Raw genomic sequence first — 14,485 nt, 5'->3', positions numbered from 1 at the left:
AAAAAGCTTTTGACTTCAATCAGGGCTATTTTATGATGTAATCGTAATCAATTTCGGTTAAATATAATCCGTGTGCCGGAACCGAAAAACCAGCTTTTTCTCTGCTTTTGCTGGCAATAATGTTTTCAAAATCGATGAGAGAAATTTTATGTAAACCAATGTTTACCAAAGTGCCTACAATGGCACGAACCATATTTCGTAAAAACCGATTGGCGGATATGGTAAAAACCAATTTGTTGTTTTCGCTTTTCCAATGGGCCTCAAAAATCGTGCAATCAAAAGTATTTACATCCGTATTTACTTTCGAGAAACATTGAAAATCCGTATGATTCAGCAAGATTTTCGCGGCTTCATTCATCAAAGCTACGTCTAATTTTTGATTAAAATACCAACTCAATTCCTCCGTAAACGGATTTTTAACAGTATTGATATGGTATTCATACGTTCTTTTTGTAGCGTCAAATCTGCAATGAGCCTCATCATGAACCGGGATAATATCAAAAACCGCAATGTCTTTTGGCAAATACGAATTTAGTTTATGCACTAAAGTTGGAACATCAAATAGAGTTTCATAATCAAAATGGCCATACATTTCCTGTGCATGAACACCGGTATCAGTTCTTCCGGCGCCCATTATATTAATCGGCGAATTTAATAAAACCGAAAAAGCTTTGTTTAAAGTTTCCTGAACAGAAGATGCGTTGGGCTGAAATTGCCAACCATGATAATGTGTTCCGTTATAAGCGAATTGAATAAAATATCTCAAAGTGAAGGTTCAAAGGTTCTGAATTGCAAAGGTACAAAGATTTTCTTTAAAGGTTCAAAGTAGCAAAGCAACAAAGGCTCTGAGGTTTTAATATTGTGCTTTGACATTATAATCGAATGTGTTTAAATTATAGGTCACATAAGAAAAACTTAGAATCTTAGCAACTCAGGCCCTTAACAACTATAAAGAAAAACCTTTGTACCTTTGCGCCTCTTAAACCTTTGTTTGCTTCAAAAAGAATGAAAAAAATACTTCTCCTCTCAGATACTCACAGTCATATTGATGATACTATTTTAAAATATGTAAATCAGGCAGATGAAGTTTGGCATGCAGGAGATATTGGAGATTTGAATGTTACGGATACGATAAAGAAGCTAAAACCTTTACGATGCGTTTACGGAAACATTGATGATGCACAAGCGAGATTAGAATTTCCGTTGCATAATAAGTTTTTATGCGAAAATGTTTCAGTTTGGATCACTCATATCGGTGGTTATCCCGGAAAATACAATCCGGCGATTAGAGAAGAAATGGCTCTGAATCCGCCTAAATTATTCATTTGCGGACATTCGCACATTTTAAAGGTAATGTTTGATAAGAAACATAATCTCTTGCACATGAATCCCGGTGCAGCCGGAAAAAGCGGTTTTCACCAAGTGCGTACTATGTTGCGATTTGTTATCGACGACGATAAAATTAAAGATTTAGAGATCATCGAGATCGGAAAGAAATAGTCTTGCTTAATGCGGTAACGGTATTCTGATTTTAATCGAAGTTCCTTCATTTTCTTTTGAGACAATTGCAAAACTTCCCTTATATTTTTTGATTCGTGCCCTGATTCGGTTCAGGCCAAAGCCTTCGACCTCATTTAATTTTTCGGGTTTAAAACCTTTTCCGTCATCATGAATGATAATGGTAAATTGACTATTACTTTCCTGCAATGAAATTTGAGCTTTTTTTGCGTCACTATGTTTTATAATGTTGCTGAATAATTCAGACACAATAAAATAAACCTTCATTTCAAACTTTTCCGTATACCTTTTATCAGTTGGGATTGCACTTGAAAATTCGAAATTAATACTCGAATTAGAGTTCCTTTCGCATAAGTCTTCCAATGCATAAATTAGTCCAAAACGAACCAAAAGGGTAGGGATCAGGTCATGAGACATATCACGCAAGAGATCGTGTGCTTCTTGAAGTATATTTTTTGCTTTCTGAATTTCGTCAGATTTTATATTGTTTTGTGCCGTAAAAGTATTCAGGTGCAAACCTACAGAAGACAATAATGAATTAATGTTGTCATGTAAAAAAGAAGCAATTTTTTTACTTTCGATTTCATGACTGTCAATTCCTGCGTTAATAATATTAAGGAGTATTTTTTGTTTGGTATCTTTCCGTTTAATTTTCTGTTTTAATTTATTATTCTGATAAAAGAAATAAAATAAAAAGAACAATATTATGACAAGAACAATAGATAAACTAACAATTTTTTTGTTTCTCAGTTTTTCAAATTTCCTTGCTTCGGGAAAAATATTTTTTTTAACGATTTCCTGACTTATACTATCGGATTGTGTTGGAGGTAGAGTTGACTTTTGCTGACTAAACAAAATAGTCCCACTTGTAGAAGTGAAAAAAAGCAATAGTATAAAAACTCTCAGTAACCCCATAAATAATTACGTAATAGATTTTGACTTTAAAATAAGACTAAGGATTTATTAAGTTGTTTTTTAGCGCATACTTTACAAGCCCGATAGTGTTTTTGGTTTGTAACTTTTTCATGATGTTTTTTCGATGGGTTTCTACCGTATTCACGCTAATAAAAAGTTGTTCGCTTATTTCTTTTCCACTATATTCAAGTGAGATCAACGTAATAATTTCGATTTCGCGAGCACTTAATATAGGATTCTCAATATAAAGCGGTTTGTTTAATTTTGGATTGTTATTTGCAAAACTATTAAAGATTTTCTCTCTTACAGCATCACAAAAGTATTCTTGTCCCTGATAAACACTTTGGATGGCTTCTATGATATTTTCACCGGCACATTTTTTTGTGAGATAACCTTTGGCGCCTAATTTCATTACTTCTTTTATGATTTTTAAGTCATCATAACTGGAGAGGATAATCACTTTGCATGGAAATCCTTTTTGGCTGAATTCTTTTAATACTTCGATCCCATCTTTTTTAGGCATACTAATATCTAAAACTAAAATATCGGCTTTGTTATTAATGACATCATCATAAACAGTAGTTCCGTCTAATGAATTACCTACAACTTCAAAGTTATTTACGGTTTGCAGCAAATTGGTAAGGCCATCAATAAGTACTTGATGATCATCGGCAAGATGTATCCTTATTTTGTATATCATGATTGTTTTTGGAACTAAAACGCAAATTTATGAAAAAAAATATCTTACAAAGCTGTTTTCGGTCTTTGTTTAAGATGATATTGGGAGTGATTATAAAATTTAAGGCACAAAAAAACCCGAATTATAAAATTCGGGTTCTCTTCGCACAAAAAACTTAAGTTTATAGGTTTACCTCAAACGGTCTACAGATTTTACAAGATCTTCATCCTTCTTGATGGCCTTATTAGCTAAAACTAATAATACGATAGCAACAATTGGTAGAAACATCCCAATACCTTTCTCTGAAACAGCAACTGTTTCTCCAGATAGATTTAGAGAGCGATATACAAACAATCCTAATAAAATTAAATTTAATATTATGTTCAGTCTGCCCATGACAAACTGATTTTGTCTTTTTTTGTATGAAATGATACTGAAAACAGTTAAGACAGTACTTAAACCTAATAACACAGTATAAAACTGGTCCTGCATAAAGTAAAATGGTTTCCCATTATTTAATGTCCAAAGCGGAATAAAAAACAGTAATACACCTGTAATTATAAAGGTAAGAATTAAATATACGGTCTGAATTCGTTGTATCATGGTGTGAAATTGTTTTACAAAAATATATTTTCTTTTTTTAAAATACTATTGTATGATTAAATTTTATTCGTATTATTGCATCATAATACCGTAAGCACTTCATACTGCGGTCAATTGAAAACAATTATCTACCTATTCTTTTTACAGTATTTCCGTTAAAATAATTAAATTCATAGAACATTCATGTTTGATATTTCTGCATTAAAAGAAATGAAGCTTTCTGAGCTTCAAGAAATAGCTAAGTTAGCTAAAACTATAAAGTTTACCGGTGTCAAAAAAGAGACCTTAATTAGTCAGATTTTAGCACATCAGGAAACCACTGTAGCACCACCTGTTAGTGCTGTAACTGAAACGGAGAATATTGATGATAAGCCTAAAAGAGCAAGAATTGTTCCTGTAAAAAAAGCAGCCATCAGTAAAAATGCTCCAGTTTTAGAATTTGATAAAATAGAGGAAACTCCAGAAAAAATAGAAACTCCTGTAGTTGTAAAACAAACTCCGGCAGCAAAAATAACTCCTAAAGCAAAAGCTCCAATAGTTAAAGCAGTTGCAGAAATAAAGGAAGTTGCAGAAGTTAATGAAACTCCCGAAACTCCCGAAGTTAATGAAGCTCCTGAAGTTAAAGAAGCTGCAGAGAATGAAGTAACGGAGAAAAAAGGACCAAAAATCGTAAAATTTAATAAATCAGCTTACGAGAAAAAGGTCGCTTTGCAAAAAGAAAAAGAAGCCACAAAAGAAGCAATTCCGGAAGGCGAAGCTGTAGCAGAAACTTCGACTGCTGAAAAAACAGAAGCACCGCTTTTAGTTAAAAAGGTCAATCCGAACCAGATTAAAAATCCAAACCAGAGTCCCAGCCAAAACACTGCAGCTCCACAGAATCCAAATCAAAATGGAAACACAAACGGAAATGTTAGTAACGGGAATCAAAATCCAAATCATAAAAACAAAAAGAATAATTTCAGGGATTCAGACTTTGAGTTTGATGGAATTATCGAAAGTGAAGGTGTTCTTGAAATGATGCCGGATGGTTATGGTTTTTTACGTTCATCAGATTATAATTATTTAGCCTCTCCGGATGATATTTATTTATCAACTTCACAAATCAGATTATTTGGTCTTAAAACCGGAGATACTGTAAAAGGAGTGGTTCGTCCTCCAAAAGAAGGCGAGAAGTTTTTTCCATTAGTTCGTGTACTTAAAATCAATGGTCACGACCCGCAAGTTGTTCGCGACAGAGTTTCTTTTGAGCACCTTACGCCAGTTTTTCCTTCTGAAAAATTTAAATTAGCCGAAAAAGGCAGTTCAGTTTCAACCCGTATTATCGATTTATTTTCTCCTATCGGGAAAGGACAGCGTGGTATGATTGTAGCTCAGCCTAAAACGGGTAAAACAATGTTGCTAAAAGACATTGCAAACGCAATTGCAGCAAATCACCCAGAAGTGTATCTTATCGTTCTTTTGATTGATGAGCGTCCTGAAGAGGTTACAGATATGCAACGTAGTGTTCGTGGAGAAGTTATTGCTTCTACCTTTGACAGAGAACCACAAGAACACGTGAAAATTGCTAATATCGTCCTTGAAAAAGCAAAACGTTTAGTAGAATGTGGCCACGATGTAGTGATTCTTTTAGATTCGATTACACGTTTGGCAAGAGCTTATAATACAGTTCAGCCAGCGTCCGGAAAAGTATTAAGTGGTGGTGTTGATGCAAACGCATTACAAAAACCAAAACGTTTCTTTGGGGCGGCAAGAAATGTAGAAAATGGTGGTTCATTAAGTATCATCGCAACTGCATTGACTGAAACGGGTTCTAAAATGGATGAGGTGATCTTTGAGGAATTTAAAGGTACTGGTAACATGGAACTTCAATTGGATCGTAAAATCGCAAACAAACGTATTTTCCCCGCAATTGATCTTACTTCGTCAAGTACACGTCGTGATGATTTATTATTAGACGAAAAAACATTACAAAGAATGTGGATTATGCGTAAATATCTATCAGATATGAACCCAGTAGAATCGATGGATTTTGTAAACGAACGTTTCAAGAAAACAAGAAATAACGAAGAGTTTTTGATCTCTATGAATGACTAGTGGAAAGGCTCTAAGTTGCTGAGGTACTAAGTTCCTAAGGTTTTCTTAGAATATATAAATATAAAAAAGGGATGAGTTTTTTTAACTCATCCCTTTTTCTTGTCCAAACTTTATGTTTGTTATTTGTTTTGGATTCTGTTTTTTCTAAACCTGAAGATTCGCGACTTTTAACAAGACGTTCTGCTGCGCGTCTTTACTTTAAAAACTTAGAACCTTACTTAGTGCCTTAGAGGCTACTTTTTATCAACTACCGGTCTGTTTTCTCTATTGGCTAAATCCCAGGCGATAACGAATGCTAACTTCGTTCTTTTTGTTAAGGCGTCGTATTCGATTTTTTCTGGTTCGTCACCTTTTCCGTGATAGTCTTCATGAACTCCGTTGAAGAAGAAAACTGCAGGAATACCTAATTTTGCAAAGTTATAGTGATCAGAACGCTCGTAGAAATGATTAGGGTCTTTAGGATCATTAAACTTAAAGTCTAAATCTACTTTGGTGTATTTCTCATTTTGAGCCACGACAATATTATGTAGATCTGTTGATAATCTGTCAGCGCCAATTACATAAACATAGTTATTAGTTTTGGCATGTTCTACATCGCGACGTCCAATCATATCAATATTAATGTCGGCAATGGTATTGGCAATAGGGAATAAAGGATTTTCAGAGTAATAACGAGAACCGTGTAAACCATGTTCTTCTCCGGTTACGTGCAAGAAAAGGATAGAACGTTTTGGTCCGTGCCCGTTTTTCTTCGCTTTAGCAAATGCTTTTGCCATTTCTATTAATGCAACAGTTCCTGAACCATCATCGTCAGCACCATTATATACATCACCATTTTTTATGCCTACGTGATCATAATGAGCAGAGATTACTAAGACTTCATCCGGTTTTTCAGAACCTTCAATATATGCCCAGATGTTTTCAGAATCCGGTAAGTTTTCATTTCGTCTTGCATTCAAAAAAGCGGCAGGAATGTGCTGGTAAAAATCCGTGGCTCCTTTAGGAAACGAAACGCCGTTTTTCTTGTATTGTTCGATCATATAAACACCGGCTTTTTTCTGTCCTTTAGAGCCGGTTTCTCGACCTTCCATTTCGTCAGAAGCAATAACATACAGCATTTCTTTTAAGTCTTTCTCCTTGATGGCTTTTATGTATTTGCTTGGATCTGAATTGTCTTTTGATGCAGCCGACTGCATATTCTTGCATGAAAAGGCAGAACCAATTAATAATAGGAGTATGATTTTTTTCATTTGGTATTAGTGTAAATTGATAAATGTATAAAAGGCAAAGACAATGAGTAAAAATAAGATAAAAAATGAATTTATGATAAATAATACCATACTTTTAGTAAAAGACACAATTCTTGATTCGCCATAAAATCTATGATGAGCAGGAAAGAAATAATAAAATGCCCATGCTATTCCAATAAATGTAATGCAATTAATTATAAAATTTACAAAAGAAAGGTTTATCAAGGCGCCTAATTTTTCAATAGAAAAGAGCATTAAAAATATGAGTAATAAAAATGAAAAATAATGTAGTGTGAAAATTCCGTGGTCAAAATAGTACCAACGCTTTTTATTATGAAAAAGCCATAAAAAGAAAGCGAAAAAAGGCATGATAATAAATAAAACTTTAGGCAAATTATGTATAAAAGATTCTATGAATTTATCGAGAACTTCCCGACCACTATTTTTGTCTTTTATGAGCTGCACTTTTCTATTGATCCAATAACCAAAGTCAGAAAGCTTTTCAGATTTTGAACCGTATTTTTGAATGGAATCGATTTGCTCAACAGATTTATATCCTAAATTGATTAAGTTGTCATCACTTTTTTTGGGGTTATCCAACAGATCCTGAATTGCTTTTTTGTTTTCTTCAGATATTGATTTAGAGTTTAGTAAAGTTTGTACATCCTTATCTTCATTTAATGAATTAGTAGGAGACGAAACTTTTTCTTTAACTTTTTCTAATTTAGAAGATTCATGGACAGTATCATTTACATGAACTGGAAACAGAGCAATTAAAAGAAAAGTAATAAAACTGATGAAGATATATAGACGCACAGGAGCTAAATACGACAATCGTTTTCCTGAAAGATATTCTTTAGTTAAAGAAGAAGGTTTAAATAAAAGGTTTTTAATGGTACGCCAAAAAGCATTTTCGTAATGCGTCAGATCTTCAAAGAAGTGAATAAATAAATGGTGAAATGTTTTTCGGGAATCGGTATTTTCCTGCCCGCAATTTGGACAAAATTTCTGCTCAACAACGTGCCTGCAATTCAAACAGGTTTTGTCTTTTCTAATCGGACTATGTGACATTTGATGTAAATTGGTTTGGTTTTGGTTGTTATTTTTTACCCACAGATTAGGCCGGTTTAAACGGGTTTAAGCTGGTTTCTTTTCGCCACAAATTTCACAAATTAGCACGAATTAATTTTTATAAAATCTGTGTAAACCCGTTTAATCTGCACCATCTGTGGGCTATAAAGTGCTATTTTTTGAATACTTCATTCAGGAAAAGCTGTAAATGCTCAAATGATCTCTTTGCAGCAACAGGATTGTATGCTGCACCTTTTGAGTTGTCACTTCCAGCTTCAGGATTGGTGAAAGAATGTACTGCGTTTGCATAATAAATCATTTGCCAATCGGCTTTTGAGTCGCGCATTTCTTGCTGAAAAGCAGTGATTTCTTCTTTTGATTCAAACGGATCATCAGCACCATGGCAAACTAGTACTTTAGTTGTTATTGGTTCAACTGGACGGCTTGCATCTTTGCCTAAACCTCCGTGAAATGAAGCAACGCCTTTTAAATTCAAATTTCCGCGGGCAGCTTCAAGAACTCCTGTTCCGCCAAAACAATATCCTATAGCAACTATATTATCTGCGTTTGCTCCTGATTTTACTAATTCTTTTAGGGCTGCATCAATACGTTTTTGATAGACTTCGTAATTTTTTTTGTAGTAACCGGCTTGTTTTCCAGCTTCGGCAGTATTTGTTGGGTAGTTTCCTTCGCCATATATGTCTGCGATGAAAACATTGTAACCTAATTTAGATAAATTTTCTGCGATATCTTTAGACGCTTTATCAATTCCAAGCCACGCCGGTAAAAGTAAAATACCTGGATTTTGAGTGCTTTTCTTTACAGATTTTACAAATAATCCATTTAACGCCTGAGAACCGTCTGTATATTTTACAGCTTTTAATTGTGCATTTATAGTGTTAGAAAACAAAATAGAAGCAAACAGAAGAAGAGACAGATTTTTCATAGTTTTGCAATTTTTAACAAATATCTGAAATATTATGTTACAAAAAAACCTCGAAAGGTATTTCTTCCGAGGTTTCTAAGTTAATTTTTAAGCTAAAAATCATTCGCCGGGATGATATGTTTTTTTAGCATTTTTAAGTACATCTTCTTTATAAAATAAAACATCTTTAAATTGTCCTTTTTGATACATTTCTGCCTGATCATCAAAATGTCTTGAATTGGGATCACTGCTGTTTCCTCCCGCCAATAATGATTTTGCCTTTATTTTTGGTCCAAATTCAACAGCACATACAAAACTGTTTCCGTTGTATCCGTAACGTTTCTTTGAGCTATTTTGATAACTGCTTTTAAAAGAGGGCAGACTTCCCCAGGAACCGGGACCAAAAGCAATTGGTAAACTTGGTTTCGAGTCGTCGTATTTTAAATCTATATCGCCGCTGGAACGCTGAAAACGGTTTATTTCACCCCAGGCAACTTGCCAGGTTCCCCATTTTGATTTTAAATCTTTTAGAACTTCTTGTAATTGAGGCAGGAGTTGTTTGACAGTCGCATTCTTTGCAAAATTTTTAGTATTCTCCACCTGATCTAATTCTCCTTCGTCAATGTATGCTTTTAAGATAATCGGATCCAATTTATACGCCCATTCGACCGCTAATGTTGTGGCTATTGAATTTTCTTTGGCATAATAATCCCAGTTCTTTAAAATGGTAATAGGTTCGATTAGTTCAGCATACTCCGGATCTGTAGGTTTAATATTTTTTTCGAAAACAGAAATCAAACTTGGAACCAGAATTTCAAAAATTGATAATTTAGTATCATATCCGTCCGAGATTACTTTGTCTAAAGTATAATGATCGCCTTTGGTGAAAATACGAACGGCATTTATTCCTCTAAAATTTTCTCCGTCCGGTGCCATATAAGGAAGGTAGTTTTCTTTTTTAGGGCTATTTTCTCCGGCAACAGAATAGGGTGTTGAATTACAATTTTGCAGCCACCCGTTTACCGGATTATAAATATGTACGGTTTCGTCTACTTCATGCAAACCCTTCCATTGTGTAGATGAAATAGATCCGTCAACGACTTTTGCCCAATTGAGATTTTTATCCCGTATTGGGATAAAATTACCGTGCCAATAAGCAATATTTCCTTTACTGTCTGCATAAACGGTGTTGTTGGATGTATTGGCTTTCAAATTCATTGCCTTTTTGTACTCTTCGAAATTGGTCGATTTTGTTCTGACCCAACTCTGAATCAAACTTGTCATCGAACGATTGTTCGATTTTAAGCTAATCCATTTCCCGTCACGTTTTGCCATAACTGGACCATTGTTGGTAAAATTGGTTTTGAATTTTTTTGGGATTAGTTTACCGTTTTCACTATAATTGATTGTAATTTCTTTTTCGATAACAGGCAATAGTTTTTTATCGAATTCATAAAATAATTTACCGTTTTTATTGGTGATTTTCTCGGCATACATATCTGCAACATCTACGTTTGATGAAGTGTGCATCCAGCCGCAATTGTCATTAAAACCCTGATAGATAAAAAATTGTCCCCAGGTTACAGCTCCGTAAACATTTAAACCTTCTTCGCTTGTAATCTGAACCTCAGGTCTAAAGTAAAATGTAGTATGCGGATTAATGTACAAAATAGCATTTCCATCAACAGTTTTCGATGGCGAAAAAGCAAATCCATTGGAGCCGGTTTGCACATTTTTTTTTCTCTCAACATAAGCGACTTTATCATTGTTGCCGGAATAAAAGGCTTTTAGTTCTCCTGTCGAAAGATCAGCGGTACTAATGGCGCCAATACTTCCGTCTGTCCATAGCAAAGGAAACCACGGTTCAAAATGTGTTAAAAGAGCTGGTTTTATTTCAGGATGTTTGTATAAATAAAAGTTGATAGCATCAGCATAGCTGTTCAAAATTTTTTTAAGCCAAAGCGGTGCTTTTTTATAATCTGATTTTGCTTCTTCGGTATCAATCAAAAGACGGATTTCTAAATCATTGTATAAAACCGATTGGCCTTTTATCTCAGAAAGCCGACCCAGTTTTTCGATATAATTCATTTCGATACGTTTAAAATCATCTTCGCATTGCGCATATAATAACCCAAAAACCGCATCAGCATCTGTTCTTCCATAAACATGCGGAATTCCCCATTTGTCTCTGATGATAGAAACCTGTTGCGCTAATTTTTCCAGACGAATGACTTCTTTTGTATTATTTTTTTGTGCAGTAATCTGAAAATTGATGCAACAAAAAACAAAAAATAGTTTTAATATTTTTGGGTAATTGAACATGATTATTTACTATTGTTATAATGTAATATTTCGTTTAAAGGCGCAACCTAATTCTATAATAGAGTCAGTTTTGGCAATACCCGGAATATTGTCGATTTTTTCATAAAGAATTTTTCGCATATGCTCGTGATCCTTTGCAACGATTTTGATATAAAGCGTGAAAGAACCGGTTACATAATAACATTCTGTAATTTCGGGAATATCTTTTAATGCTTCAATAATGCGATCAGAATCAGAATCTTTATTTAAGGTGATTCCCGTAAACGAAGCCCAGTCATAACCAATTTTCTTTTCCTGAATAATAGGTTTTATTCCACCAATAACACCTTGCTCTATCATTCGATTAATGCGTTGGTGCACCATAGTGTTTGATATTTTCAAATTAGCAGCAATTGCAGAAAAAGCCATTCTTCCATCTTTTTCTAATTCTTTTATGATGCTAATGTCAAATTCGTCTAATATATCCATTCTTTAAATTGTAATGTAATTATCTACTGTTTTATTGTTGTGGTAAATATGTACTTCCTACGGAACATTTTTACTGGTTTGTGATCTTCTTTTTCTACCAATATTTTATTCCTAACGGAATATATGCTGATTGTTCAGATTCATAAAAGTAATTGTTTTTTTTAATAAAAAGGAATAAAAGACTTTCATTAAATAAATAAAATTGATTTTTTATCGCCTTAAAAATGTTATTTTTGACTTAAATAATGAATTTTAAAAGTCAAAATAATGTTTATACCTTGGTAATGAATAAATTTTAATACTTTTGTGCTTTAAATAAATAAATCATGATTCATACTGAAAAATCCCTTTCTTCAAAATCTGAGGTTTTGATTGAAAAAGAAAATAAATACGGAGCTCATAATTATCATCCACTTCCAGTTGTTTTAGAACGAGGAGAAGGTGTATATGTTTGGGATGTCGACGGTAAAAAATACTATGATTTTTTATCTGCTTATTCTGCGGTAAACCAAGGGCATTGCCATCCTAAAATTGTAAAAGCAATGGTAGATCAGGCACAGAAACTTACCTTGACTTCACGTGCTTTTTATAATGACAAATTAGGTGATTATGAAGAGTTTGTGACAAAATATTTTGGTTTTGATAAGGTTCTGCCAATGAATACTGGGGCAGAAGCTGTAGAAACAGCCCTTAAAGTATGTAGAAAATGGGCGTATGAAGTAAAAGGTATTCCGGAAAATCAGGCGCAGGTTATTGTTTGTGAAAACAATTTTCACGGAAGAACTACTACGATCATTTCATTTTCTAATGATGAAGGTGCCCGTAAAAACTTTGGACCTTTTACAGAAGGATTTATAAAAATTGAATACGATAATCTTGAAGCTCTTGAAAAAGTTCTGGAATCATCAAAAAATATAGCGGGATTTTTGGTTGAACCCATTCAGGGAGAAGCTGGAGTGTATGTACCTTCTGAAGGGTATTTATCGAAAGCTAAAGCATTGTGCGAGAAACATAATGTGTTGTTTATTGCAGATGAGGTTCAGACCGGAATTGCACGTACCGGAAAATTATTAGCGGTACATCATGAAAATGTGCAGCCTGATATTTTGATTTTAGGTAAAGCTATTTCTGGCGGAGTTTATCCTGTTTCGGCTGTTTTGTGTAATAACGAAATCATGAATGTAATTAAACCAGGTCAGCATGGATCTACTTTTGGAGGAAATCCTGTTGCAGCAGCAGTAGCAATCGCGGCACTTGAAGTAATTAAAGACGAAAATCTGGCTGAAAATGCAGAACGTTTAGGAATTATTCTAAGAAAAGGTTTAAACGAAATTGCAGAAAGAAATAACCTAATTACGCTTGTTCGTGGAAAAGGTTTGTTGAATGCTATCGTAATTAATTGTGGCGAAGATTCAGATCTTGCCTGGGAAATTTGCCTTAAATTTAGAGACAACGGATTATTGGCAAAACCAACTCACGGTAACAAAATTAGATTGGCACCACCATTAGTAATGACCGAAGCTCAGATTCACGAATGTCTTGAAATTATCGAGAAATCATTAAATGATTTTAGAGATTAAACATCTTTTAAATAATACAAACTAAAAAAGCTGTTCAGAGATGAGCAGCTTTTTTAGTTTAGTTTTTAGTCTCAGTCTCAGTCTGAGTTTTCAGTCTCGGTTAGAAACTGAAAACTGGAACTGAAAACAGGGACTAAAAACTATTTTCCCACATTCTATAAATTATATAACAAAGGACATGAATTGTATAATCTTTTTTAGCGAGTTGAGAAGTAGTTTTGAATGTCTTTGAAACGGAATTAAAAACGAATCTCTAAAAAGGTTTTTGTTTAATTCTTAATAGAAAGAAAAAGGAAAGAACCAAAATGGTTTTACAAAAATTTATAAATACAATTCTATAATAATGGCTTACTCAAATAATGATATAACACGTTTTTTAGATGCGCAGAATAAACTTTATCTTACTGCTCTTTCCGAAATAAAAAAAGGAAAGAAAGAGACCCATTGGATGTGGTTTATTTTTCCGCAAATACAAGGACTAGGCACCAGTAATATATCAAAGTTTTATGCTATCACTGATCTTAAAGAAGCTAAAGAGTTTCTGGATCATCCTGTTTTAGCCAAACATCTTATAGAGATTTCAGAACTTTTGTTAACCTTTAAAAGAAAATCAGCCGAAGGTATCTTAGGAGATTTAGGTGCTCGTAAATTATTTTCGTCGATGACCTTGTTTTCTCAGGTAGAAGGTGCTCATCCTGTATTTCAGGAAATATTAGATACTTTTTTCTTAGGGTATTCAGATCAACTAACTTTATCAATAATTGATTCACAAGTAGTGTCGCCAGCTGTTGAAGCATTAATATAAATTACGCTCAAACGTAAAAAAAGAAAACCATTCCACTTAACGCGGGATGGTTTTTTGTTTTTAATCTGCTGTATCTGGTGTAGTTTTTTTTCGCCACGAATTCCAAGAATTTCTCGAATTATTTTTTGCCACTCTAAATGCCCATCGTGATGAAATGATTCTCAAAGCTTTGCGAACTTCATCTGAAAATTTTGAGCTTAGCTTAAAACTTCGCGAACTTTGCGTAAACCTTTGTGCTCTCTGCGGTTAAATTTT

General features: G+C 33.9%; 13 protein-coding genes. 4 read left to right on the top strand and 9 right to left on the bottom strand.

Going from position 1 to position 14,485, the window contains the following annotated elements; all coding sequences use genetic code 11:
• Positions 1-25 precede the first annotated feature (25 nt).
• Positions 26-766, bottom strand: a complete 741-nt coding sequence (gene truA / locus QLQ94_RS22245) for a tRNA pseudouridine(38-40) synthase TruA (protein ID WP_271335675.1) — start codon at positions 764-766, stop codon at positions 26-28.
• A gap of 239 nt (positions 767-1,005) precedes the next feature.
• Between truA and QLQ94_RS22240 the strand changes: the two genes are divergently transcribed.
• The gene (locus tag QLQ94_RS22240) at positions 1,006-1,500 is read left to right on the top strand and encodes a metallophosphoesterase family protein (RefSeq protein ID WP_482498567.1); all 495 of its coding nucleotides are present in this window, start codon (positions 1,006-1,008) and stop codon (positions 1,498-1,500) included.
• 6 nt (positions 1,501-1,506) lie between these two features.
• Here the strand turns inward: QLQ94_RS22240 and QLQ94_RS22235 are convergent, their stop codons facing one another.
• From QLQ94_RS22235 to QLQ94_RS22225, 3 genes are all read right to left on the bottom strand, one after another.
• Positions 1,507-2,433: a sensor histidine kinase gene (locus QLQ94_RS22235; RefSeq protein ID WP_271335677.1), complete on the bottom strand. Its 927-nt coding sequence runs from the start codon at positions 2,431-2,433 to the stop codon at positions 1,507-1,509.
• 37 nt (positions 2,434-2,470) lie between these two features.
• Positions 2,471-3,133, bottom strand: a complete 663-nt coding sequence (locus QLQ94_RS22230) for a response regulator (protein WP_271335678.1) — start codon at positions 3,131-3,133, stop codon at positions 2,471-2,473.
• 168 nt (positions 3,134-3,301) lie between these two features.
• Complete coding sequence (locus tag QLQ94_RS22225) at positions 3,302-3,715, bottom strand: DUF4293 domain-containing protein (protein ID WP_271335679.1); 414 nt, start codon at positions 3,713-3,715, stop codon at positions 3,302-3,304.
• A 183-nt stretch (positions 3,716-3,898) separates the two neighbouring features.
• Here QLQ94_RS22225 and rho point away from each other — a divergent pair, with 183 nt between their 5' ends.
• Positions 3,899-5,809 carry a transcription termination factor Rho gene (gene rho / locus QLQ94_RS22220; protein WP_427401980.1) on the top strand — a complete coding sequence of 637 codons (1,911 nt, stop codon included), beginning with the start codon at positions 3,899-3,901 and terminating at the stop codon, positions 5,807-5,809.
• Between the two features lie 233 nt (positions 5,810-6,042).
• On the opposite strand, the gene QLQ94_RS22215 is transcribed toward rho, so the two are convergent.
• The 5 genes from QLQ94_RS22215 to QLQ94_RS22195 all read right to left on the bottom strand — a co-directional run bounded on the left by QLQ94_RS22215 (position 6,043) and on the right by QLQ94_RS22195 (position 11,845).
• The gene (locus QLQ94_RS22215) at positions 6,043-7,059 is read right to left on the bottom strand and encodes a M28 family peptidase (RefSeq protein WP_271335681.1); all 1,017 of its coding nucleotides are present in this window, start codon (positions 7,057-7,059) and stop codon (positions 6,043-6,045) included.
• Positions 7,060-7,065: 6 nt separating this feature from the next.
• Complete coding sequence (locus QLQ94_RS22210) at positions 7,066-8,130, bottom strand: DUF3667 domain-containing protein (RefSeq protein WP_482498564.1); 1,065 nt, start codon at positions 8,128-8,130, stop codon at positions 7,066-7,068.
• Between the two features lie 172 nt (positions 8,131-8,302).
• A complete protein-coding gene (locus QLQ94_RS22205; RefSeq protein WP_271335683.1) occupies positions 8,303-9,076 on the bottom strand; it encodes a dienelactone hydrolase family protein in 774 nt (257 codons plus the stop codon).
• A 99-nt stretch (positions 9,077-9,175) separates the two neighbouring features.
• Complete coding sequence (locus QLQ94_RS22200) at positions 9,176-11,377, bottom strand: penicillin acylase family protein (protein WP_482498562.1); 2,202 nt, start codon at positions 11,375-11,377, stop codon at positions 9,176-9,178.
• A gap of 15 nt (positions 11,378-11,392) precedes the next feature.
• On the bottom strand, positions 11,393-11,845 hold the full coding sequence (locus tag QLQ94_RS22195) for an Lrp/AsnC family transcriptional regulator (RefSeq protein ID WP_271335685.1): 453 nt from the start codon (positions 11,843-11,845) through the stop codon (positions 11,393-11,395).
• A gap of 326 nt (positions 11,846-12,171) precedes the next feature.
• On the opposite strand from QLQ94_RS22195, the gene rocD reads away from it, so the two are divergent.
• Entirely contained in the window at positions 12,172-13,425 is a 1,254-nt protein-coding gene (gene rocD / locus QLQ94_RS22190) for an ornithine--oxo-acid transaminase (RefSeq protein ID WP_427401982.1), read from the top strand.
• A 343-nt stretch (positions 13,426-13,768) separates the two neighbouring features.
• Positions 13,769-14,230, top strand: a complete 462-nt coding sequence (locus QLQ94_RS22185) for a DUF1810 domain-containing protein (protein WP_271335687.1) — start codon at positions 13,769-13,771, stop codon at positions 14,228-14,230.
• Positions 14,231-14,485 lie beyond the last annotated feature (255 nt).

The organism is Flavobacterium sp. B114r, assembly GCF_056824125.1.
The sequence above is the reverse complement of the archived record's forward strand: the minus strand, read 5'-3'. Positions and strand labels throughout refer to the sequence as shown.

What these genes read in the sequence shown, in the direction of transcription:
- QLQ94_RS22215 (WP_271335681.1), bottom strand. Translation starts at nt 7,059, where the DNA reads ATGAAAAAAATCATACTCCTATTATTAATTGGTTCTGCCTTTTCATGC.
- QLQ94_RS22210 (WP_482498564.1), bottom strand. Translation starts at nt 8,130, where the DNA reads ATGTCACATAGTCCGATTAGAAAAGACAAAACCTGTTTGAATTGCAGG.
- QLQ94_RS22225 (WP_271335679.1), bottom strand. Translation starts at nt 3,715, where the DNA reads ATGATACAACGAATTCAGACCGTATATTTAATTCTTACCTTTATAATT.
- QLQ94_RS22230 (WP_271335678.1), bottom strand. Translation starts at nt 3,133, where the DNA reads ATGATATACAAAATAAGGATACATCTTGCCGATGATCATCAAGTACTT.
- QLQ94_RS22235 (WP_271335677.1), bottom strand. Translation starts at nt 2,433, where the DNA reads ATGGGGTTACTGAGAGTTTTTATACTATTGCTTTTTTTCACTTCTACA.
- QLQ94_RS22240 (WP_482498567.1), top strand. Translation starts at nt 1,006, where the DNA reads ATGAAAAAAATACTTCTCCTCTCAGATACTCACAGTCATATTGATGAT.
- QLQ94_RS22185 (WP_271335687.1), top strand. Translation starts at nt 13,769, where the DNA reads ATGGCTTACTCAAATAATGATATAACACGTTTTTTAGATGCGCAGAAT.
- QLQ94_RS22205 (WP_271335683.1), bottom strand. Translation starts at nt 9,076, where the DNA reads ATGAAAAATCTGTCTCTTCTTCTGTTTGCTTCTATTTTGTTTTCTAAC.
- QLQ94_RS22200 (WP_482498562.1), bottom strand. Translation starts at nt 11,377, where the DNA reads ATGTTCAATTACCCAAAAATATTAAAACTATTTTTTGTTTTTTGTTGC.
- rho (WP_427401980.1), top strand. Translation starts at nt 3,899, where the DNA reads ATGTTTGATATTTCTGCATTAAAAGAAATGAAGCTTTCTGAGCTTCAA.
- QLQ94_RS22195 (WP_271335685.1), bottom strand. Translation starts at nt 11,845, where the DNA reads ATGGATATATTAGACGAATTTGACATTAGCATCATAAAAGAATTAGAA.
- rocD (WP_427401982.1), top strand. Translation starts at nt 12,172, where the DNA reads ATGATTCATACTGAAAAATCCCTTTCTTCAAAATCTGAGGTTTTGATT.